Here is a 22,346-nt window from a genome sequence, read left to right as displayed (position 1 = left end):
GATTGTATTTTTAATCGCAAGCCTTTATTTTAAGCACCTTATAACGTTATAATAAGTTTAAAATAAGGCAATATAATGTTCTATCAATAAGAACCGAAGGGAACTTTATATACACAAAGCTTATCACTTAAATACCCTAAGTGTTCCAAATCTTCTGTGTTTTCTATGATTAAAAATGTAAGCAGCATCCAAAGTAATATAGGCTAGCAAATAATATATTTTTTCATGTTAAACAAAATCATTGAGTTTTCTGTAAAGAATAAGCTCATCATTGCTCTGTTCACCATAGGACTTGTCCTTCTCGGAGTCTATGAAACTACCAAACTTCCCATTGACGCACAGCCTGACATTACCAATAATCAGGTCCAGATTATTACTACAGCACCATCCTACGGCGCCGCAGATATAGAACGTCTTGTCACATTTCCCATTGAACAGTCTACCAGTAATATCAGTGGTATTACAGAACTTCGAAGCCTTTCAAGATTCGGGCTTTCTTTGGTCACTGTTGTTTTCGATGATAATACCGACGTGTATTGGGCTCGCCAGCAGGTTCAGGAGCGATTACAGCTTGTGCAGGACAATATTCCGGCAGGAATTGGGAAACCGGAATTAGGACCTATTTCCACAGGATTGGGAGAGATCTTCCAATATGTAGTAAGAGCAAAAAAGGGCTATGAAAATGTGTATGACGAAACAGAGCTCAGAACCATTCAGGATTGGGTAGTCAGACGTCAGTTATTAGGAACCAAGGGGGTTGCTGATGTCAGCAGTTTTGGAGGAAAGCTGAAACAGTATGAAATAGCAATCAATCCAAATAAACTTCAGGCATTCAATATTAATATCAATGATGTATTTGCTGCTCTGGAAAAAAATAACCAGAATACAGGAGGTGCTTATATTGAGAAGAAAGAAACGGTTCTTTTTATCAGAAGCGAGGGTCTTTTGGGAAGTACAGAAGATATCAGAAGCATCCAGGTAGCAGAAACGAAAGACGGAATTCCTGTGCATATTAAAGATGTAGCATCCGTAAAGATAGGATATGCAACAAGATATGGTGCTATGACCTATAATGATACCGGAGAAGTATCGGGAGCTATTGTTTTAATGCTTAAAGGAGAAAATGCCAACAAAGTCATCACCAATATCAAGCAAAGACTGGAAAAAATTCAGGAATCCCTGCCTGAAGGAGTTGTTATTGAACCATTCCTTGACCGTGCTAAAATGGTAAACAATACCATCAGTACTGTAAAGACCAACCTCATGGAAGGAGCATTGATTGTTGTTTTTATTTTGGTTTTATTTTTAGGAAACTTCAGAGCTGGGCTATTGGTTGCCTCTGTGATTCCTTTAGCCATGCTGTTTGCCATTATCATGATGAACATCTTTGGGGTGGGAGGTAACCTGATGAGTCTCGGGGCACTGGATTTTGGTCTTATTGTGGATGGCGCAGTCATTATTGTTGAAGCCGTCCTGCATCAGCTCGCTCACAAAAAACACTTTGGAAAAGATAATATGCTGAGCAAAAATGAGATGAACGAACAGGTTTCAAGCTCTGCTACTAAAATGGTAAACAGTGCTGTTTTCGGTCAGATCATTATCCTGATTGTATATCTTCCAATCTTTACCCTTCAGGGAATTGAGGGAAAAATGTTCAAACCAATGGCTCAAACTGTAGCTTTTGCCTTAATTGGAGCATTTATTCTTTCTCTTACCTACATTCCAATGATGAGCTCCCTCGTATTAAGCCGAAAGAAAAAGCAAAAAGACAATATTTCAGACAAAGTAATGACCAAGGTAGAAATAGGACACCAAAAGTTCCTGATGAAAGCTCTTAAGTACCAAAAAACAATCATCCTTGGCGTATTAATCCTTTTTGCAGGAGCTGTTTTTACCCTTTCCAGAATGGGCGGAGAGTTTATCCCGTCACTGGAAGAAGGTGATTTTGCCGTGGAAATGAGAATTCTTCAGGGAAGCAACATTAATGAGACCAAAAAAGTAACCACTCAGGCTTCCGGTATTCTTTTAAAACAGTTTCCCGAAGTACAAAAAATTGTTGTAAAGATTGGAAGTGCCGAAATCCCTACAGAACCCATGCCCATGGATGCTGGAGATATGATTATTGTTTTAAAGCCTAAAAAAGAATGGACTTCTGCAGCATCATTTCCGGAACTTTCCGAAAAGATGAGTAAAGCCTTAAGTGTTATTCCGGGATTAACAACGAGCTTCCAGTTTCCTGTACAAATGCGTTTCAATGAATTGATGACCGGAGCCAGACAGGATATAGTCTGTAAAATCTATGGTGAGGATCTTGACAGCCTTACTACCTATGCCAAAAAATTGGGAAGCGTTATTAATTCAGTAAAAGGCGCTCAGGACCTTTATATAGAACCCGTTGTTGGAGCTCCACAAGTGGTCATTGACTATAATCGTTCAGAATTATCAAGATACAATATTTCTGTAGCAGAAATCAATAGAGTGATCAATATGGCTTTTGCAGGGCAAACCGCAGGAGCTTTATATGAAGGAGAGAAAAAATTTGACATTGTTGTCCGCATGGATAATGAGCATAAAAAAGACATTACAAGCATTCAGAATCTACTGGTTCCTACAGCTTCCGGTGAGCAGATTCCATTATCTCAACTGGCCAAAGTAGAGCTTAAAAACAGTCCGAACCAGATTCAGAGGGAAGATACCAAACGAAGAATCATTGTGGGCTTCAACGCAAAAGGAAGAGATGTACAGAGCATTGTGGAAGAGCTTCAGCAAAAAGTGAGTAAAAACATTAAGTTTTCACCGGGATATACCGTTTCCTACGGCGGAACTTTTGAAAATTTAAATGAAGCCAAGTCAAGACTTGGAATTGCCGTTCCTATTTCTCTGGTGATGATTTTCCTGTTGTTGTTCTTTGCGTTTGGTTCTGTAAAGCACAGCTTATTGATCTACACTGCCATTCCGTTGTCCGCAATTGGAGGAGTGTATTTTCTTGCTCTAAGAGGAATGCCTTTCAGCATCAGTGCAGGAGTTGGGTTCATTGCCTTATTTGGAGTTGCCGTATTGAATGGAATTGTTTTGATATCAGAATTTAACCGATTGAAAAACAACGGAATAACGAACACTAGCAGAATTGTACTTATGGGAACAAGAATCAGGCTTCGTCCGGTCTTAATGACAGCTTTTGTGGCGTCTTTAGGTTTTCTTCCTATGGCCATAAGTAATGGAGCAGGAGCCGAGGTTCAGAGACCTTTGGCCACAGTAGTTATTGGCGGGCTGATGTTGGCAACGCTTTTAACCTTGTTTGTACTTCCTATTCTCTACGTCATATTTGAACATATTAATAAAGATAAAATGAAATTTTCTAAAAAAATAAACTATAAAAAACTATCTGTTTTCTTGCTATTGGCTTCTTTCGGAAGTATTCAGGCTCAGGAAAATATTACTTTTGAACAAGCTCTGGAAAAAGCAATTCAGCAAAACGGAACCCTTAAAAGTTCGAAATTAATCTCAGATTATCAGGAAAAATTGAAGACCAGCTACCTTGATCTTCCTCAACTGGAAGTTACCGGAGCATTTGGACAGATTCAGGGAGAAGAAACCGACAATTCATTCGGAATCTCCCAGAAGTTTAGTTTTCCGACAGTTTATTCGAAAAGAAAGCAGATGTTGGATGCGGAATGGACAGCAAGTGTTATTAATCAAAACCTTACAAAAACACAGCTTACCAAAGAGGTTACCGATGTCTTTTATAGAATTTTGGTATTACAGGAAAAGAAAAAAGTTTTGGAATATATCAGCCAATTGTACAGCAATTTTGCCAATAAAGCCAGCTTAAGATTAAAAAAAGGTGAAGCTAATATTTTGGAGGAATCAACCGCCGAAATCCAAAAGGAACAAATGCAGGTACAGCTAAACTCTCTTGAAAATGACCTGAATATAGCCATCTTACAGCTTCAGTTACTTCTTCAGTCCGAAAACCCTTATCAACCCGTTGCAGATAAGGCTGTAATAGATGTTGGGCTTCAACTTTCTGAAGAAATGATCAGGCAGCATCCTCAACTTCAATATTTGCAGCAGCAGATCAAAATAGGAGAGGCGGAAGTACAGCTCGAGAAAAGCAGGCTTCTTCCTGAACTTATGGTAGGGTATACCAACCAGAGCATGAAAAACATTAATAACAACCGTTTTAATTCTGTTCAGGTTGGAGTAGGTATTCCCTTATTCACAAAGGGGCAAAGAGCTATGGCAAAAGCAGCACAGGCAAAAATTGCCATCTCTGAAAACGAATATCACAGAAAGGAAATTGAGCTTAAAAACAGGTTGAGACAACAGATTGGCAACTATCTGAATCAACAAAAAATCATTGAAAATTACGAACAGAAACAGCTTCCAAAATCAGAAACTATTCTGAAAACGGCACAGAAACAAATGGATGTAGGAGAAATTGATTATCTGAACTGGGTAATATTGGTGAATCAGGCCGTAAAAACCAAGGCGGATTACATCGACAGCCTTGAAAAGCTTAATCAGATCGGAGCGGAACTTAATTTCTTAATTTCAAAATAAACAGCATCATGCAATTCAAAAAAATATCAATATACAGCCTTTCCTTAGCACTTATCTTATCTTCATGCTCAGGAAAAAAAGAAGAGGAAAAAACTGTTTACGAGAACACAAAATTTGCCAAAGGAGCTGAAAATACAGTTCATCTTACAGAAAAGCAAATTCAGTCTGTAGGCTTAACCACCACTAATATCCAAAACAGAAACATGGAAAAGCTGGTACGCCTGAACGGGAAAGCTGAGATTGCCCCATCCCACATTAGCTCGGTTTCAAGCATTATGGGCGGGCATATCAAATCCATCAATGTAATCAATGGAAGCCACTTCAGCAAAGGACAGGTATTGGCCGTTGTAGAAGATCCACAGTTTATACAGCTTCAGCAGGATTATCTGGTAACCAAGGCACAACTTGAAGCCGCAAGACTGAATTTCAACCGTCAAAAAGACCTTAACACAAGCAAAGCAAGCAGTGATAAAACGATGCAAACTGCCCAGGCAGACTATTCTACACTAAATGCCACATTAAAAGGTCTGGAAGAAAAGCTTAGAATTATAGGAATTAATGCCAAAGGGTTAAACACTGGAAATATCAGAAGTAAAATCAATATCTATGCTCCATTCAGTGGCTTCGTTAGTCAGATTTTAGTGAATAACGGACAATACATCAACCCTGCGGATACCTTATTTGAGTTGATTAATCCTGCCGGATTGCTTTTAGAATTAAAGATTTTTGAGAATGATGTGAATGATATAAAAGTTGGGCAGGAGATTTTAGTCTACAATAATCAAAAACCTGACCTGAAATCCAACGCAAAAATTGTAAGCGTAGTGCCCAGCATTGAAAACGGAGGTTCGGCAATGGCTGTTGCTAAACTATCTTCTCTCAATCCTGAATTCGTAAAAGGAATGTACATCAATGCCGAAGTGAACATCAGCAGCCGATACACCCAAGGACTTCCCAATGAAGCTGTCGTTTCTTTTGAAAATAAAAACTATGTTTTTGAAGATCTGGGAAAATCAAAGTATAAAATGATTCCTGTGGTTACCGGAATTTCAGATGATCAGTTTACAGAAATTGTAAAGGCAGATTTTTTAAAGGATAAAAAAATTGTACAGAAAGGAGCTTACAGTTTGCTTATGATGTTAAAGAACAAAGCAGAGTAACCCTTCTGGCATCTATTTTAAAAACAAAGGTTTTGTTTACTGTAGCAGGTAAATAAAACCTTTTTTATGAGGTCTGATAGCTATTTACTCAACTCTATCATTAAAAAAAACTTGCCCTCATAAGTTTTCAATAGAATCTATTAAAACCGTTTTTACCCATTTTCATTTTCAAGAAGAAAGTGATTTTTAGCATATTTTCAAAATTACAAGTATTATTTAATGCATAATTTATTAAAAAATGATATTTTTAGCGGTGAATAGTTTTTAGGAATTTTTAGTTGCATTAAATAATAAAATTTTATTGAAACATAATGACAACTAAACCGTTACACAATTTCCATATTCCGGTAATGGGATTGGCTTATACCATAGACAGCCCAATCCGTGTTGCACAATATGGAATTTCTTCTGTGATTTCTATTATTGATGATGAAATCCTGGAAAAAATGAAAAACTTCTATAACAAGAAGTTTAATCTGGATTATCTGGGAATATCAACAAAAACAGAGGATTACAGAGCCAAAAGGGTTACTGCGTATCTGGACATGGTAGATGATATCGTGAATGAAAAGTTCGAATCTTTCAAACAGGAAATCAGTAAAAATAAAGAAGCATTAAAAGACTTTATGACCATGCTTCCCAATACTTCAGATCTGAAAAACAGCCTACAAAATCTTATCAGTCAAAAAGATAATTGGAGCGAAAGCATTAAAAATTTCGTAGAGGCCAATTTAATACCCGGAAGTATTGATGTCAATATCATGACAAAAGTTGATAAGGACAATTATAAAAAAAATGAACAGCTTCCTGTAATGTATAATGATGCCCATGCATCATTGCGTGGTTTTGCGAATAGTAAATTATCTTCCTCCATGGTTCTTTCTGCCGGAATGAATCCTCGTTTGTATAGCTATATGGAAGAATTCGATGATTTTTTCCCTAACGAAAATGGCATACTGAAAAAGAAAATTATTCTTAAAGTAAGTGATTTCCGTTCTGCAATGATTCAGGGGAATTTTCTGGCAAAAAAGGGACTTTGGGTTTCTGAATACAGAATAGAATCCGGATTAAATTGTGGCGGTCATGCATTCGCTACAGAAGGTATGCTTTTGGGGCCTATCATGGAAGAATTCAAGCAGAAAAAAAATGAACTGATACAATCTGCCCACGCATTAATGACCAACGCCTTGGAACAAAAAGGCAAGCACCTTGTCTCTAAACCTTTAGAGATGAAAATTACCGTACAGGGTGGCGTTGGAACCTCTGAGGAGCATGATTTTTTACTGGCTACCTATGATGTAGACAGTGTAGGATGGGGATCCCCTTTTTTATTGGTTCCTGAAGCAACTTCTGTAGACACAGAAACCAGAAGTTTACTTTTAAAATCTAAAGAACAGGACCTTTATCTAAGCCAGATTTCACCGTTGGGCGTACCCTTCAATACCGTAAAAGGAACTTCTAACGAGATATTAAAACATCAGAAAGAAGCCAAAGGAAAATACGGAAGTTCATGTCCAAAGAAGCTCTTGGCATTATCAAAAGAATTTTCGGAGGAAGGAACATGTACTGCTTCCAAAAAATATCAGGATATCAAATTGGAAGAACTTTATAAGCAAAAGGAATTGTTATCTGATAAAGAATTTGATAAAAGAAAATCTGAAATCACAGATAAGGCTTGTCTGTGTGTAGGACTTGTCAATGCAGCATACATGGAACAAGGACTCGAAATTAAAGGTGAAAAACAGGGCGTTGTCATCTGCCCGGGACCGAATATCGCATTTTTTGATAAAGAGGTTTCACTTTCAGAAATGGTAAAACATATTTATGGTAACACCAATATTCTTTCGGATATTCAGCGTCCCAATATGTTCATTAATGAGTTGAAGATGTATGTTGATTATCTGAAAAAAGAAATTACAGACACCTCCATACAGATTACCCATTCTCAATCCAAAAAATGGAATGCTTTCAAAAAAAACCTGCTTGAGGGGATAGAGTATTATCACAATCTTTTTAAGGCATCACCATTCTTTAGACAAAAGTCACAAATCATTGATGATCAGCTTCAAGAATATAAACTCATGCTTACAGCCATTGAAATACCTCAGGTTGAAAAATAAGAGTTACATTTATTTGATAATTTTATATTCAGAAAATAAAAAAACAGTCTTTATCTAAAGGCTGTTTTTTGTTTATAATACAGTCTTAAAAAATATTCCTGTTAAAAAATAAATGAGTAAGCATGGGCTTTTTCATTTATAATAACTATAGCCCATATGGTTATTTTAAATCTATATCCGCCTTAATATTCCTTACCTTAGAGGTCAGTTAGTAAAATTATTTTTATGGAAAAAAGAAAAATCAAAAATACCGATTTGGAAATTACCCCAATTAATTTTGGAGGGAATGTTTTTGGATGGACCCTAGACGAAAAACAATCGTTTGATATACTGGATCAGTTTACAGAAGCCGGATTCAATTTTATAGATACTGCAGACACTTACTCATGGTGGGTCAACGGAAGAGGCGGACAATCTGAGGAAATTATCGGAAAATGGATGAAAAGCCGTAACAACCGTAAGGATATTGTTTTGGCAACCAAGGTAGGTTCTGAAACAAAGGAGCATGGCTTCGATATCAGTAAAAAACATATCCTAAAATCAGTAGATGAGTCCCTGCAAAGGCTTCAGACTGATCATATTGATCTTTATTATACTCATTTTGATGATAACGTTACTCCGGTACAAGAAACTCTTTCAGCATACGATGAAATTATCAAAGCTGGGAAAGTACGTTATATTGCAGCATCCAACCTTTCTCCGGAACGTTTGAAGGCATCATTTGAAGCTTCTGAAAAGAATAATCTGCCTAAATATGTTGCTTTACAGCCTCATTATAACTTATTGGAAAGAGAAGGTTTTGAAAAAAACTATGCTCCGTTAGTAGAGCAGTTTGACCTGAGTGTCTTCCCATATTGGTCTCTGGCAGCAGGATTTTTAACCGGAAAATACCGTAATGAAGCTGATCTTGCAAAAAGTGCTAGAGGAGAGGGAGTAAGAAAATATTTAAACCCAAAAGGTCTGGAAGTTTTAAAAGCATTGGATCAGATAAGTGAAAAATATCATAGCAATCAGGGAACTGTTGCTTTGGCCTGGTTGTTATCAAATCCATTGATTACAGCTCCAATTGTAAGTGCTACAAGTTCATCACAGCTTGAAACGTTATTCAACGCTCCAAAGCTTACTTTAGATGAGGGAGATATTGATTTGCTTAATAAAGTAAGTCAGTAATTTACAATTGTTATTGTTAGATAAAAAAATCCGTTCACTTTATTTGAACGGATTTTTTTTAAATATATTTTTTAAATTTTTATTCTGAATATTCTTTCAAAAGCTGTCTATAACTCATCAAAATAGAAGATTTGGAGATAAAGCCAATAAAATCATTGTTTTCACTTACTACCGGAAGATTCCAGACTCCTGTATCATCAAATGTCTGCAGAATATCCAACGGTTTATTTTCAGGATGAAGTATAGCTGGAGGAACTTTCATCACCTGAACAATCGTTTGTGAAGAGTCAATTTCCTTATTGAAAAGATAAGGTCTTATATCATCCAGAGTTAAAACACCCTTTAATTTTTTATGATCGTCTACTATGGCAAAAATATTTTTGTCCCCATTCTTTACCAATTCAAACAGTTCTGTAATGGATGCATTTTCATTAATTGTCTGCGAATATCTATCAATAAAATCTTCAGTTCTCAAAGCAAATAACAGGTTTTTGTCATGCTTATTTGTGAATATTTTTCCCTCGTCTGCCAGAGACTTTAATTCCGGGGAAATCGGGGAGAACCATTTCGCAATCAAATAAGACATCACGGAAACAATCATCAATGGAATAAACAAATCATATCCAAAGCTTGATTCTGCAATCAGGAATATAGCCGTAAGCGGAGCGTACAAAACACCACTCATTGCGCCAGCCATCCCTACAAGAACAAGATTTGTTACAGGAACATCTGTAAATCCTATATGCTGACAAACCAATGCAAACAAATACCCCAGCGTTCCGCCTGCAAAAAGAGACGGTGCAAAGTTTCCTCCATTTCCACCACTAAAAATGGTAAAAGAAGTAGCAAAAGCCTTTAACAGCAATACCAATACCAGAAATACAATAATCGTCCAGTCTCCAATTTCAAAGTATCTGAAAAAGCTGTTTTCAATAATGGAGTGGGTATTTCCGTTTGTGAAAGCCTTCACTGTTTCATATCCCTCTCCAAATAAGGGTGGAAAAAGAACACAAAGCAGAGAGAGTACAGCACCCCCAAACATTGCCTTGCGCATTCTGGACAACTGAAGCTTTTTTATGAAATGCTCCACCTTTTGAGAAACAATTACAAAATAGCGTGCATATAATCCTGTCACAAGCCCTAAAATAAGGTAGTAAGGAACATTTTTATAGTTGAACGCCTCTCTTGTATAAAACCTGAAAAGAACATCTTCCTGAAGTAAAATTCTGGATAAAAGACTTCCACACACTGCGGCAACTACCAAAGGAATAAAATCTGTAAAAACCACTCCAGTCAGTAGAATTTCAAAGGCAAACATAATTCCGGCAATAGGAGCATTGAATGCGGAAGCTATTCCGGCAGTGGCCCCTGCGGCAAGTAACAGTGTACGTTCTTTATAATTTAGTCTGTAGGTTTGTGCATAATTGGATCCTATGGCTGCTCCGGTAACTGCAATGGGACTTTCAAGACCTGCTGAACCTCCCAATCCAACGGTAACCGCACTTTGAATCACCTGGGAATACATTTTTACAGAAGCTACAATACTTGAGTTCTGTGCAATTTCATAAAGAATGGCCCCAATTCCTTTTCTGTCCTGCCCTTTAAATATGGTCAAAACAATCATTGTTGTCAGGACAATTCCTAAAAATGGAAAAACAATGTAAAATAGTATCTGATATTCAAAGTGAACTTTATTGGTTATAAAATAATGAATGTTATGAACCAATGTCTTCAGGATAACTCCAGCAAGTCCTGCGGTACAACCAACCAGAATTCCGGAAAGTACAAGAAACTGATTACGGCTCAATCGGTTGTTCAGCCAATGCAGAATAATTTCATAACTGCGTGCTTTTTCCAGTCCGTATTTCTGGAAATCTCTTTTAAATTTTAGAAAGCTTAGGTACTTTTTTTTGTTGTGAATTTTCACCTGGGAAGAATTTTATACTGACCTCAATTGGATACAGTTGTGTAAATTTATGAAATATCTTTAGAAATCTTCTGTTTCTTATTTCCAAAAACCAAAGGAATTCTTTTAAAATACCTTTAAAATGATCTTGAAAAACTCTGTATCAGGCAGAAAACAAACAATTTCAGAGATTTTAAAATTGAGAAATATTTCTCGTACGATTTGGTATATTTATGACAGGATTTAAAATTCAAAATTTCTTCAAAATTTAAATATAGATTTATCGCATGAAAATTCTAATTGTAGAAGATGAGACAGAATTGTCCAAAAGCATTTCAGAATACCTTTCCGGAGAAAACTATCTCTGTGAAGTTGCTGAAACCTACACTGAAGCTATAAACAAAATAGAAATGTTTCATTATGACTGTATTCTGTTAGACATTATGCTTCCTGATGGAAATGGTCTTAAAATTTTGGAGGAACTAAAAAAACAGCAAAAACAGGATGGAGTGATTATCATTTCTGCCAAAAATGCACTGGATGATAAAATCTCCGGTCTCCAGATGGGAGCCGATGATTATCTTACCAAACCATTTCACTTATCTGAACTAATGGCAAGGGTATATTCCATTATCCGAAGAAAACAGTTCAGCAGCTCCAACATGGTGAATCAGAATGAGCTTCAGATTGATCTTCTGGCAAAAACAGTTGTTGTAAATAATGAAACCGTTTCCTTAACTAAAAAGGAGTTTGATCTTCTCATTTATTTTATCGGAAATAAAAACAAAGTGATCTCCAAAAGTACATTGGCAGAGCACCTTTCGGGTGATTTCGCAGATATGCTTGACAATCATGACTTTGTATATGCGCATGTAAAAAATCTTAAGAAAAAACTATACGATGCCGGTTGTAGTCATTATCTTAAAACGGTGTATGGAACGGGATATAAATGGGAAAGCTAGATGAATGAAATGTATAATGGTTATCATTCAAAATCCTAATTTAGATCCTGATCAATTTATCTTCATAACTTATAATTCATCATTCATTTGAAACCTCTATTAAGCAAAACAACGAAGCCTTTTCTTATCTACGTACTCATTGTACTGATGGTAAGTATTCCTGTGTACTACTTTGTGGTGGATACGATCTGGAAAAGTGAACTTGATGAGCATAATCAGATCATTGTAGAAAAGACAGCCTATGAATTCAACCAGTTAAAGCTATCTGACGAGGAATTAGAAAAAAGTCTTCAGCTATGGAATCAAATCCAGCCGGAAACCAATATTGAAAAAATTTCTGCAGATCACATCAAAGGAGATAGCATCTACACCAATGAAAAAAAACTTCCCTTTATATCTGAGCAAAAGAAAGAACGTTACAGATGTCTTAGAAAAGTAATTTATATTCAGAATAAACCCTATCTTTTTACGATTCAGACCAATATTGAGGAATCTCATGAAACCATAGCTGTTATTGCAATGATTACAGTATTTTTCTTTGTAATGATTGTTGTAGGATTATTATATCTGAACAGAAAATTGTCAACCTCAATCTGGAAACCATTTAGAAATACACTAGACAGGCTGAAAAGCTTTAATCTCAACAGCCAGAATACAATAGAATTTTCTAGTTCTGATACAACAGAATTTGAAGAACTTAATCAAGCCCTTCATAAATTAATAGAGCGTAATATTTCTATTTATAAAACCCAAAAGGAGTTTACAGAAAATGCATCCCACGAATTGCAGACTCCACTGGCTATTATTAAAAACAAACTGGATCTTTTGCTTCAGGATCAGGATCTCACAGAAAAACAGTACATCATTGCTGAAGATATGAACAAGGCGCTTGCCCGAAGCTCCCGAATCAACAAAAACCTTTTGCTATTGGCTAAAATTGACAATAATCAGTTTGATAATTCTGAAGTAATTTTATTTGATCATTTGCTTCATCAAAGTATTAATCTTCTACAGGAACATTTTGAACAGAAGAATATTTCCGTAGAAGAGAAAATTACTCCCAAAATACAGGTAAACGGGAACAGCAGTTTAACGGAAATCATGATCAACAACCTGATCATTAATGCGATCCGTCATACTTCTCCGGGGGGCTCCATTTTTATACAATTAACGGATTCTTCTTTTGAGGTTTCCAATTCAGGCACAGAAAAACTGGATACAGATTTATTGTTTAAAAGATTTTCCAAACTGTCTGCAAATAATAATGGAAGTGGTCTAGGGTTATCTATTATTCAGGAGATTTGTAAATTTCATCACTGGACTGTCACTTATAAGTTCGAAAATAGCTACCATATTTTTTCTGTCAATTTATAATTTCTTTAACATCTGAGCTTTTAAAATTCAAAATTAATTCTAAATCGGATTGCACTTTTGTATTGAAAATATATACTACTAAAGTGTACATTTTATTTAGAAATGATTTTAAAAATTGCCCTTTTATTCGCAGGAACTATACTTGCATTCTGGATCAGCGCTATTTGTGGAGGCGGTGCCAGTCTTATTTTGATTCCTATTCTGAATCTATTACTCCCAACTTCTTTGGTTCCTTTTTCTTTAACAATTGGAACCTTTACAAGCTCGGCTTCCCGTATTGCTGTATTCAAACAGCATATCAACTGGAAAATATTCTTGTGGTTTGTTCCGTTTTCCATTCCGGCTGTATTGTTGGGAGCTTATTTGATTAAATATGTGAATCCAAATTATCTGCAACTTCTTGTCGCATTCTTCCTGATTGCTAATCTTCCTCAACTTTTTGTATCAAAAAACAAGTCGGTAGAAACAGACAAAGAATATCCAAAATCAGCATTGGCACTCATTGGTTTTTCTGCAGGTTTCATTTCAGTAATTACGGGTGCCGTAGGGCTTCTTTTCAACCGTTTTTATCTAAAATTTGGTCTTAAAAAAGAGGAAATTGTAGCAACCCGCGCTGCCAATGAAGTGTTTCTTCATCTTATTAAGCTAATTATTTATATCTCATTGGGATTATATTCCAAAACAGCATTGTGGCTTGGGATTGCCATTGCAGTAGCAGCCATTGTCTCTTCTTATACTGTAAAATACATTCTTCCTCATCTTAGTGAAAATCTGTTCAAAAAAATTGGATATGCAGCCATGGTAATATCGGGAATTACTTTATTGACAAGTACTTCAGGGAAAATTATTCAACAAGACCAAATTGTGATTGATGCCTCATCCACAGCAAAGAAAAATGTTTATACAATGACCTGGAAAGATACCCGTCTTGTTCTGGAATATAAAGTTAATGGAGGGGTAGAAATTGAGAAAAGTGTAAAACCAGAGGAATTATCCGGACAGCTCAAAGAGAAATATCACGCTCTGATAGAACATTATGACGAGGTTCATATTGAAAAAGTATATGCATTAGGGAAAAATACAGCACATGAATTTTATTGCTATAAAAATAATGTGCTTACAAAATTTAAAGCCTAAAAAGCATTCATAAATAAAACTGATCGCTGAAAAAAAATAAAGACTACAATATAATGAACAGAAAGAAACTCTTACTTTTTCCGACCGTTGCCATTTCTTCCCTAGTTACAGCACAGATTAATTCTGTAACGGTATCCGGAAGAGTAACTTCTAAGGATAAAGCCCAGCTACCTTACGCTAATATTATTTTAAAAAAGGAAAAAGACACTGCATTTATAGCCGGAACTTTTACCAATGAAGAAGGCCGGTTTTCTCTGACAGGGATAAAACCGGATCATTACCTTTTGGAAACCTCCATGGCAGGTTATGATCTGCAGAAACAGCCTGTTTTTATAGGAAGCCTTTCTGAGTTTTTGGAAATTCCACCTATTGAACTGAGTTCCAAAAAAGAAAATGAAACAAAAATTGAAGAAGTTGTTTTATCTGCTTCCAAAAAGAACGAAATAGGAAATCAGCTTGATAAAAAAACATATTCTGTAGCAGACAATATCAGCCAAAGTGGAGGATCTGTATTGCAAAGTATGCAAAATTTACCCGGAATAACAGTACAGGACGGTAAGGTACAACTTAGAGGAAATGATAAAGTAACTGTTTTGATAGATGGCAGGCAAACTGCACTTACCGGATTTGGAAGCCAGACAGGACTTGATAATATTCCGTCTTCTTCCATTGATAAAATTGAGATCATCAATAATCCTTCAGCAAAATATGATGCAAACGGGAATGCAGGAATCATCAATATTATCATGAAAAAAAATAAGCAAAATGGCTGGAATGGCAAGATAGGCTTTACCACTGGTTTGGGCTCACTCTGGGTAAGAAAAGAGAATCTCCCAACCATAAGATCTCAATATACTTTAACTCCCAAAATCAACCCTTCACTTTCTCTTAATTACAGAAAAAATAAAATTAATGTATTTCTACAGGCTGATAATCTGTACACAGAAACTCTCAATAAAAACGAATTTGTAACCCGTACTTATGATGATGGAACAATCATCAATTCACAGTTGAAAAGAAACAGAAATACGAATTTCTTTACCACAAAAGCAGGAATAGACTGGAATATTGATGCACAAAATACCTTAACAATCTCAGGAATGTATGGGAGTGAAAAAATCATTGATCGTGGAGATCAGCCATTCTTTAATGGAGATCAGTCTCAACGCCTTCGTCTTTGGCAGTTTTTGGAAGATGAATTGAAAACCACGGTGATGGGTACGGCTTCTTATCAACATAAATTCAAGGAGGCCGGTCATTTATTAAATATTGGCTTCAACTATACCTTTCACAGAGAGGATGAAAAGTATTTCTATGATAATTATTTACCTGCTTCTACGGGAACCGATGCCTTCAAGCTATTGTCAGATGAACAAGTTTATGACTTTAATATTGATTATATAAAGCCTTTAAAATATGGTAGAATTGAAACCGGGATTAAATTGAGAAGCAGAAGTATCCCAACCAACATGAATTTTATCCCCGGAGCAAATTCTGTACTGGATGTTGCTGCTGGCGGAAAGGCAGATTATAAAGAGTTTATTCCTGCCGTCTATGGAAACTATATTTTTGAAAATGAAAAATGGGAAGCAGAGCTTGGACTACGGCTGGAGTACGTAAGAATTGAATATGATGTGAATCCTAACCATCCCACTTATAAAAGTGACGGATACAATTATACGCAGCCATTTCCCAATTTCAGACTCGCTTATAAGCTCAACGATCATAATAAGTTATCTATTTTTTATAACAGGAGGGTAGACCGTTCTAATGAGGTGGATATCCGAATTTTCCCAAAATATGATGATGCAGAAATTATTAAGGTAGGAAATCCCGCTCTGAGACCTCAGTTTACCAACTCTATTGAATTGGGATATAAGTATAACTGGGATAACGGATATTTATATTCTGCCTTATATCATCGTTTTGCCAATGGAACCATCACCAGAATTTCAAGTACAGTTCCGGGCAGCAATCTAATCTATGCTATATTTCAAAATGCAGGAAGAAGCTATAATACCGGATTGGAAGCTATATGGAATCAAAAGGTATCGGATGTGTATTCATTCAATATCAACGGAAATGTGTACCGTAACCAGATTAATGCATTTTCTGTACAAAATTTATATCCAAAGGCTAATATTTTCTCCGCGGATAAACAATCTGCCGTTTCCGGAAATGTGAAGCTGAATAACATTTTTCATTTTTCAAAAGGACTAGATGCTCAGATTACCGCTGTTTACCTTGCTCCTGATATTATTCCTCAGGGAAAAATAAAAGCGCGGTTTTCAATGGATATAGGGTTAAAAAAAGCAATCCAGAAAGGAAAAGGAGAGTTGTTTCTAAATGCTTCCGATTTACTGAATACCATGGTTATTAAGAAAAACATTCAGGGAATGGGATTCGCTTATACCAGTAATGATTATTATGAAACCCAGGTAGTAAGGCTGGGGTACAGCTATAAATTTTAATAAAAACAGGAAAAATCTAGTAAAAAAATGAAAATCTGCCATTCAAAAACATTGATTTATCTATTCGTCTTGATTTCTGTTTTCAATAGAGTCAAGGCTCAGGGTAATAATGACACAATTTCTGTTCAGGAGGCTAAACAGGACAGTATTTCAAGCATTAAGGCAAGTAAATTGAATTATAAAAGCCTTATTGTTCCCACTGTTTTAATCTCTTACGGAATAGCAGGCCTAACAATGAACAATGTGAAGCAACTGAATGTTTCTACCCGAACAGAGATCGGCGAACATCAGCCTACACGCATGAAACTAGATAATTATACTCAGTATGCACCTGCTGTAATGGTATATGGGCTTAACGCCATTGGTATAAAAGGAAAACATAATCTACGGGATCGCACCATTATTTACGCTTCTTCACAATTAATTGCAGCCGCGTTTACAATGCCTTTGAAATACCTGGTAAAAGAGGAAAGACCTGATGGGTCAAATACATTGTCTTTTCCATCAGGACATGCAGCTACTGCTTTTTCTTCTGCTCAATTCATGTTCAGAGAATATAAGGATACCAATTTTTGGCTGAGTCTTTCAGGATATCCGTTTGCCATCTTTACCGGAGTATACCGGATGGTAAATGATAAACACTGGCTGGGAGATGTTGTTGCGGGTGCCGGATTTGGAATTCTCTCTACAGAATTGGCATATTGGCTGTTTCCAAGGATTGATCATTTACTACGAGGTAAAGGAAAGAGTAAGAATACATTGTCTTCTTCTATGATAATGCCATTCTACCAGAATAAAACGGTAGGAATAGGATTTGTAAAGAATTTTTAATTCTAAACAATAATTCGGATAAAAAATTATCACTCAACTATTTGAATGGTGATTTTCTTTTGTATTTCAGTTAAAAATAATCTAAACAACCTTTGCTTTACGGATAATTATAGCCAATAGCGCAGGAAAAAATCTCTTTAGATAAACCGCCATCACTTCCTTGCCACCAATGGATTTTTGGTTTTTCTTTTTAGCAATAGAAGATGTCATTTTTTTCGCAAAAACTTCTACAGGCATCCCTTTCATGGTCGCATCATCCATAGTTCCCTGTGCAGAACCATCACCGGTAACCGCATGTAGGGAGATATTAGTTTGTATAAAGCCCGGACAAATGATTGTAACTACAATATTTTTATCATATAATTCTGCTCGCAGGGCATCAAAAAAACCATGTAGCGCATGTTTAGCCGCAGCATATCCACTACGCATAGGAGCACCGAATATTCCCATGAGACTGGAGACTACCGCAATCTGCCCGCTACCATTTTTTATCATATAGGGAAGAATAGCCTTGGTTAAAGCTACTGTTCCAATAAAGTCAACATCCATTAAGTGTTTATCCACTTCAATATCTGTTTCCATAGCAAGAGAGCGCTGGGATAATCCTGCATTATTAATGAGAATATCTATTTTACCAAAGTGCGCAACAGCCTTGGATGCAATATCAGGCATATCCTTATAATTCTTTAAATCTAAAGGAACTACCGCATATTGGTTTACAGTAAGGCCTGCATTTTCTGCAATCTCATACAGCTGTTCTTCATTTCTGGATGAAAGAATGATTTTAGCATTACTGGTTTGGGTAAGTTGCTTTACCAAGGCTTCCCCAATTCCTGAAGATGCTCCTGTAATCCACACTACCTTATTGTTATAATAATTGCTCATGCTTTCATGTTATCATTGAACCTATATTATTTTAATCCGGCAATATATTTTCCGGCCTTCATTCCTGAAAAAATACATCCTCCAAGAAATGTTCCCTCCAAAGCGCGGTACCCATGCATTCCGCCACCGCCAAAACCTGCGGCTTCTCCTGCAGCATAAAGCCCTTCGATAATGCTTTCATCTTCTTTTAATACCTGCCCGTTCAGGTTGGTTTTTATTCCACCTAAGGTTTTTCGGGTTAAAATATTAAGGCGTACTGCAATTAAAGGCCCGTTTTCAGAAGAGAGAATTTTATGCAGGGATGCAACACGTCCGAGTTTATCTCCTAAATAATTTCGGGTATTTCGTATATAATTAACCTGTGTATCCTTGGAAAATTTGTTATCCAATTCTCTATCTCTTGCTTCAATCTGTGATTTTATTTTTTCATACTTCAGGAGATGATCTCCGGAAAGTTCATTCATTTTCTCCACGAGACTTTCAAGATTATCTGATACAATAAAATCTTTCCCGTGTTCCTTAAAGGCTTCTACAGGCCCGGGTGCTTTTTTTCCAAAAATCCTTTTCAAAAAGAGACCATAGTCTTTGTTGGTAATGTCAGGATTTTGCTCTGAACCAGACAGGGCGAATTCTTTTTTAATGATTTTTTGTGTCAGAATAAACCATGAATAAGAATACCCTGTATCTTGTATATATTTCAAGGTTCCTAATGTATCAAATCCCGGTAGGAAAGGGGCAGGAAGACGATTCCCTTTTGCATCAAACCATAAGGAAGACGGTCCCGGAAGTATTCGGATTCCGTGGTTGGGCCAGATTGGATCCCAGTTTTGTAACCCTTCTGTATAGTGCCACATCCTATCACGGTTAATGATGTCTGCCCCCGCATTTTCGGCAATACCAATCATTTTACCATCTACATAGGCAGGAACTCCGCAAACCATATTTTCGGGAGGCTTACCGAGTCTTTCAGGCCAATTCTGTCGTACCAGCTCATGATTGGCACCTATTCCTCCTGAGGCAATGATGATATGGGATGCTGTATATTCAAACTGTGAAATTATGTTTCTATTGGTTTCAACGCCTCTTTCCTTATCGTCATTTTCCAGAATATCTCCTTTAAGGCCTTTTATTTTTCCATTTTCTGTAATCAATTCAGTAACCCTATGCCGGAACTTCATCTGTAACAGTCCTTTTTTTCTGGCTTCATATGCTTTTTCCACAAAGGGTTTTATGACACCTGTACCGGTTCCCCAACTCACATGAAAACGAGGTACAGAATTTCCATGTCCGGTAGCTGATCCGTCACCCCGCTCTGCCCATCCCACCATGAACATCAGCTTGATTCCCAGCTTGGAAATGTATTCATATTTTTCACCTGCGGCAAACTTAAGATAGGCTTCAGCCCAATTGCGAGGCCAATAATCTTCATCACGGTCAAAGCCTGCAGTACCTTTCCAATCCTGTAAGGCAAGTTCATAGGAATCCTTGATTCCCATTCTTCTTTGTTGTGGAGAATTAACCAGAAAAAGACCTCCAAATGACCAAAATGCCTGTCCTCCAATATTCTGTTCAGTTTCCTGATCTAGCAACAGTACTTTTTTTCCTGCATTGGTTATTTCCATAGCAGCGGTGAGTCCTGCTAAGCCGGTTCCTATAATTATAGCATCTGGCTGAAATGTCTCTTCCATTTCAAGGGTATTTTTTAATTAATAATACTTTATATAAATGTATAAAATATTTATACTTAAATGGATAAACCACAAAACTGTTTTAACTAAAAATCAAAATACCAAGAACAGATTCATCTTAAATTTTATCTTTGTTAAAATCATTATCTGAGAAAAAAATGAAAGAACTTAAACAATATGCTGCATTTGCAGTCTCAAAAGATGGAACGCGCCATAGTATTGATGCTTCGTCCATCATCATCCAGCTTGAAGAAGAGGAAATTGAAATATCTTTAATACCTCCACATCCTGTTTTTCAGGGGAAATTGACACTCACGACGGGGTCTGCCATTGAAGGTAGGGAACAGGAAAGGGGATTGGGAACACAGCTCATCATAGAACCCGGGGCTTCCAATGTAGTTCATATCACACCGAAAAAGAATAAAGATATTTAAAATACCCAGTAATAATCAGTAAAATACATAATATGACTATTTAACATCCAACAAATCATTTATATCTTTGTGAAAAATAGAAGTATGAAGTATTTGCTTATTATGGTGTGCTTTGTCTGCTCAATTTTTGGACAGGCACAACAAACACAGAATCCATGGAAAGAGAACCAGTTGATGGATCCTGCATTATTGGCTTCCAGAATTGTAAAGCACAAAACCAAGGATCTGTTAATCATTTCAGTGGGGCCTGAGGCCATCATTAAAGGTTCTGTGGATATCGGACCTACTCATGAGCCTGAAAACCTGGAAAAATTAAGAACTTATCTTAAGGATATTCCTAAAAATAAAGAAGTTGTGATCTACTGTGGATGTTGCCCTTTTGTAAAGTGCCCCAATATTCGACCGGCTTTTAATCTTTTAATAGAAATGGGCTTTAAAAATGCAAAACTCCTGAATCTTCCCAAAAACATCAAAACGGATTGGCTAGATAAGGATTACCCAACAAATGATTAATATGAGAACTCACCTTACAATATTATTTTTCATCGTTTTTTCAGGATATGCACTGGCTCAAAACAGCAAAATAGAAATTGGGAAGAAAGCACCTGAAATTACAATGCTCAAGGCTGATGGAAATTCTTTTTCTCTTTCAACATTAAAGGGAAAATTGGTCCTCATCGATTTTTGGGCAACCTGGTGTGGCCCTTGTGTAGAAGAGCAGCCTGAACTGAAAACGTTGTATAATACCTACGCTGAACAGGTAAAAAGCAATAAGTTTGAAATCCTTGGAGTTTCTTTGGACAAAAATAAAGACAGCTGGAAAAAAGCAATAGACCGATTCAATATCAATTGGTTACAGATAAGTGATCTGAAGTTTTGGAAAAGTCCGGTTGCCAAATCCTATGAAGTTGATGAACTTCCCTTTAATGTCATTATTGACGGTGAGGGAAATATCATTGCTAAAAATCTTCATGGTAAGGAGCTGGAGGACTTTTTAAAGAAAAGCCTGACTCAGAATTAAAGAAAAATATATTATTCAATATTTTTAAGAGCAGTAATGAATTTTACTGCTCTTTTTTAATAGCAAAATAAAACCTTCATATACAATTGCAAGTCGTTGATATATAATGTCTAAAAACTCATTTTCGCGCTATGTACTTTTGTTTTATGAAAAAAAACTATTATCTCAGGCTAGCACTCTCAGTCATTTTACTGATGCATAGTATAATTTCTATTTTTAGCGGAGATGTTAATACCTTTGGTCTTCAATATCTGAATACCATTGGATTCAGTCCGGCAGGGCTTTATCTTGCATGGATTATCAAATTGATACATCTTGTCTCTGTTCCATTGCTTTGGTTTGATCGATATCTTAAACCTGTAGCCATTGGTAATTTGGTGATCTTTATCCTGGGAATTTATTTTGTTCACTGGCAAAATGGATGGTTTGTTGTAGGTGGAGGAAGCAATGGTATTGAATTTAACGTTCTGCTGATATTCTGTTTTTTCAATCTTATATTTCCCGAGGTACCTTTCCCAGGCAGAAAAAATAGTGGTAGTTTGTAGATGAAAGGCTAGATTTGGTAGCTTTTATATTTTTATATTTGACTGAACAATATTACTTTACAATCTAAAACCATCATAA

The 22,346-nt window shown here is 36.3% G+C and carries 16 protein-coding genes; 13 read left to right on the top strand and 3 right to left on the bottom strand.

Translation table 11 applies throughout. From position 1 onward, the window contains the following. Nucleotides 1-225: 225 nt before the first annotated feature. From C7D53_RS06740 to C7D53_RS06725, 4 genes are all read left to right on the top strand, one after another. The gene (locus tag C7D53_RS06740) at nucleotides 226-4,563 is read left to right on the top strand and encodes a CusA/CzcA family heavy metal efflux RND transporter (protein WP_106915642.1); all 4,338 of its coding nucleotides are present in this window, start codon (nucleotides 226-228) and stop codon (nucleotides 4,561-4,563) included. Between the two features lie 8 nt (nucleotides 4,564-4,571). Beyond that, complete coding sequence (locus C7D53_RS06735; protein WP_106915641.1) at nucleotides 4,572-5,723, top strand: efflux RND transporter periplasmic adaptor subunit; 1,152 nt, start codon at nucleotides 4,572-4,574, stop codon at nucleotides 5,721-5,723. A gap of 311 nt (nucleotides 5,724-6,034) precedes the next feature. After that, on the top strand, nucleotides 6,035-7,843 hold the full coding sequence (locus C7D53_RS06730; protein WP_106915640.1) for a hypothetical protein: 1,809 nt from the start codon (nucleotides 6,035-6,037) through the stop codon (nucleotides 7,841-7,843). 225 nt (nucleotides 7,844-8,068) lie between these two features. Next, nucleotides 8,069-9,013, top strand: a complete 945-nt coding sequence (locus C7D53_RS06725; protein ID WP_106915639.1) for an aldo/keto reductase — start codon at nucleotides 8,069-8,071, stop codon at nucleotides 9,011-9,013. Between the two features lie 79 nt (nucleotides 9,014-9,092). Here the strand turns inward: C7D53_RS06725 and C7D53_RS06720 are convergent, their stop codons facing one another. Further along, nucleotides 9,093-10,940: a chloride channel protein gene (locus tag C7D53_RS06720; RefSeq protein ID WP_106915638.1), complete on the bottom strand. Its 1,848-nt coding sequence runs from the start codon at nucleotides 10,938-10,940 to the stop codon at nucleotides 9,093-9,095. Nucleotides 10,941-11,206: 266 nt separating this feature from the next. On the opposite strand from C7D53_RS06720, the gene C7D53_RS06715 reads away from it, so the two are divergent. From C7D53_RS06715 to C7D53_RS06695, 5 genes are all read left to right on the top strand, one after another. After that, complete coding sequence (locus C7D53_RS06715) at nucleotides 11,207-11,881, top strand: response regulator transcription factor (protein WP_106915637.1); 675 nt, start codon at nucleotides 11,207-11,209, stop codon at nucleotides 11,879-11,881. Nucleotides 11,882-11,968: 87 nt separating this feature from the next. Continuing rightward, nucleotides 11,969-13,255: a sensor histidine kinase gene (locus tag C7D53_RS06710; RefSeq protein ID WP_106915636.1), complete on the top strand. Its 1,287-nt coding sequence runs from the start codon at nucleotides 11,969-11,971 to the stop codon at nucleotides 13,253-13,255. 102 nt (nucleotides 13,256-13,357) lie between these two features. Beyond that, complete coding sequence (locus C7D53_RS06705) at nucleotides 13,358-14,392, top strand: sulfite exporter TauE/SafE family protein (RefSeq protein WP_106915635.1); 1,035 nt, start codon at nucleotides 13,358-13,360, stop codon at nucleotides 14,390-14,392. 53 nt (nucleotides 14,393-14,445) lie between these two features. Further along, nucleotides 14,446-16,863 carry a TonB-dependent receptor domain-containing protein gene (locus C7D53_RS06700; RefSeq protein ID WP_106915634.1) on the top strand — a complete coding sequence of 806 codons (2,418 nt, stop codon included), beginning with the start codon at nucleotides 14,446-14,448 and terminating at the stop codon, nucleotides 16,861-16,863. 27 nt (nucleotides 16,864-16,890) lie between these two features. Beyond that, nucleotides 16,891-17,694 carry a phosphatase PAP2 family protein gene (locus tag C7D53_RS06695; RefSeq protein WP_106915633.1) on the top strand — a complete coding sequence of 268 codons (804 nt, stop codon included), beginning with the start codon at nucleotides 16,891-16,893 and terminating at the stop codon, nucleotides 17,692-17,694. Nucleotides 17,695-17,775: 81 nt separating this feature from the next. On the opposite strand, the gene C7D53_RS06690 is transcribed toward C7D53_RS06695, so the two are convergent. Both C7D53_RS06690 and C7D53_RS06685 read right to left on the bottom strand, forming a co-directional pair. Continuing rightward, entirely contained in the window at nucleotides 17,776-18,579 is an 804-nt protein-coding gene (locus C7D53_RS06690) for an SDR family oxidoreductase (RefSeq protein WP_106915632.1), read from the bottom strand. A gap of 26 nt (nucleotides 18,580-18,605) precedes the next feature. Beyond that, nucleotides 18,606-20,267: an FAD-binding dehydrogenase gene (locus C7D53_RS06685; protein WP_106915631.1), complete on the bottom strand. Its 1,662-nt coding sequence runs from the start codon at nucleotides 20,265-20,267 to the stop codon at nucleotides 18,606-18,608. A gap of 158 nt (nucleotides 20,268-20,425) precedes the next feature. Between C7D53_RS06685 and C7D53_RS06680 the strand changes: the two genes are divergently transcribed. The 4 genes from C7D53_RS06680 to C7D53_RS06665 all read left to right on the top strand — a co-directional run bounded on the left by C7D53_RS06680 (nucleotide 20,426) and on the right by C7D53_RS06665 (nucleotide 22,267). After that, nucleotides 20,426-20,701 (top strand): hypothetical protein, encoded by a 276-nt coding sequence (locus C7D53_RS06680; protein ID WP_106915630.1) that lies wholly within the window; start codon nucleotides 20,426-20,428, stop codon nucleotides 20,699-20,701. An 84-nt stretch (nucleotides 20,702-20,785) separates the two neighbouring features. Continuing rightward, nucleotides 20,786-21,214, top strand: a complete 429-nt coding sequence (locus C7D53_RS06675) for a rhodanese-like domain-containing protein (protein WP_106915629.1) — start codon at nucleotides 20,786-20,788, stop codon at nucleotides 21,212-21,214. A 1-nt stretch (nucleotide 21,215) separates the two neighbouring features. Further along, nucleotides 21,216-21,722 carry a TlpA family protein disulfide reductase gene (locus C7D53_RS06670; RefSeq protein WP_228422227.1) on the top strand — a complete coding sequence of 169 codons (507 nt, stop codon included), beginning with the start codon at nucleotides 21,216-21,218 and terminating at the stop codon, nucleotides 21,720-21,722. A gap of 146 nt (nucleotides 21,723-21,868) precedes the next feature. Then, nucleotides 21,869-22,267, top strand: a complete 399-nt coding sequence (locus C7D53_RS06665; RefSeq protein WP_106915627.1) for a DoxX family protein — start codon at nucleotides 21,869-21,871, stop codon at nucleotides 22,265-22,267. Nucleotides 22,268-22,346: the final 79 nt, after the last annotated feature.

The sequence above is a fragment of the Chryseobacterium aurantiacum genome, assembly GCF_003020585.1.
Lineage (GTDB): Bacteria > Bacteroidota > Bacteroidia > Flavobacteriales > Weeksellaceae > Chryseobacterium > Chryseobacterium aurantiacum.
The sequence above is the reverse complement of the archived record's forward strand: the minus strand, read 5'-3'. Positions and strand labels throughout refer to the sequence as shown.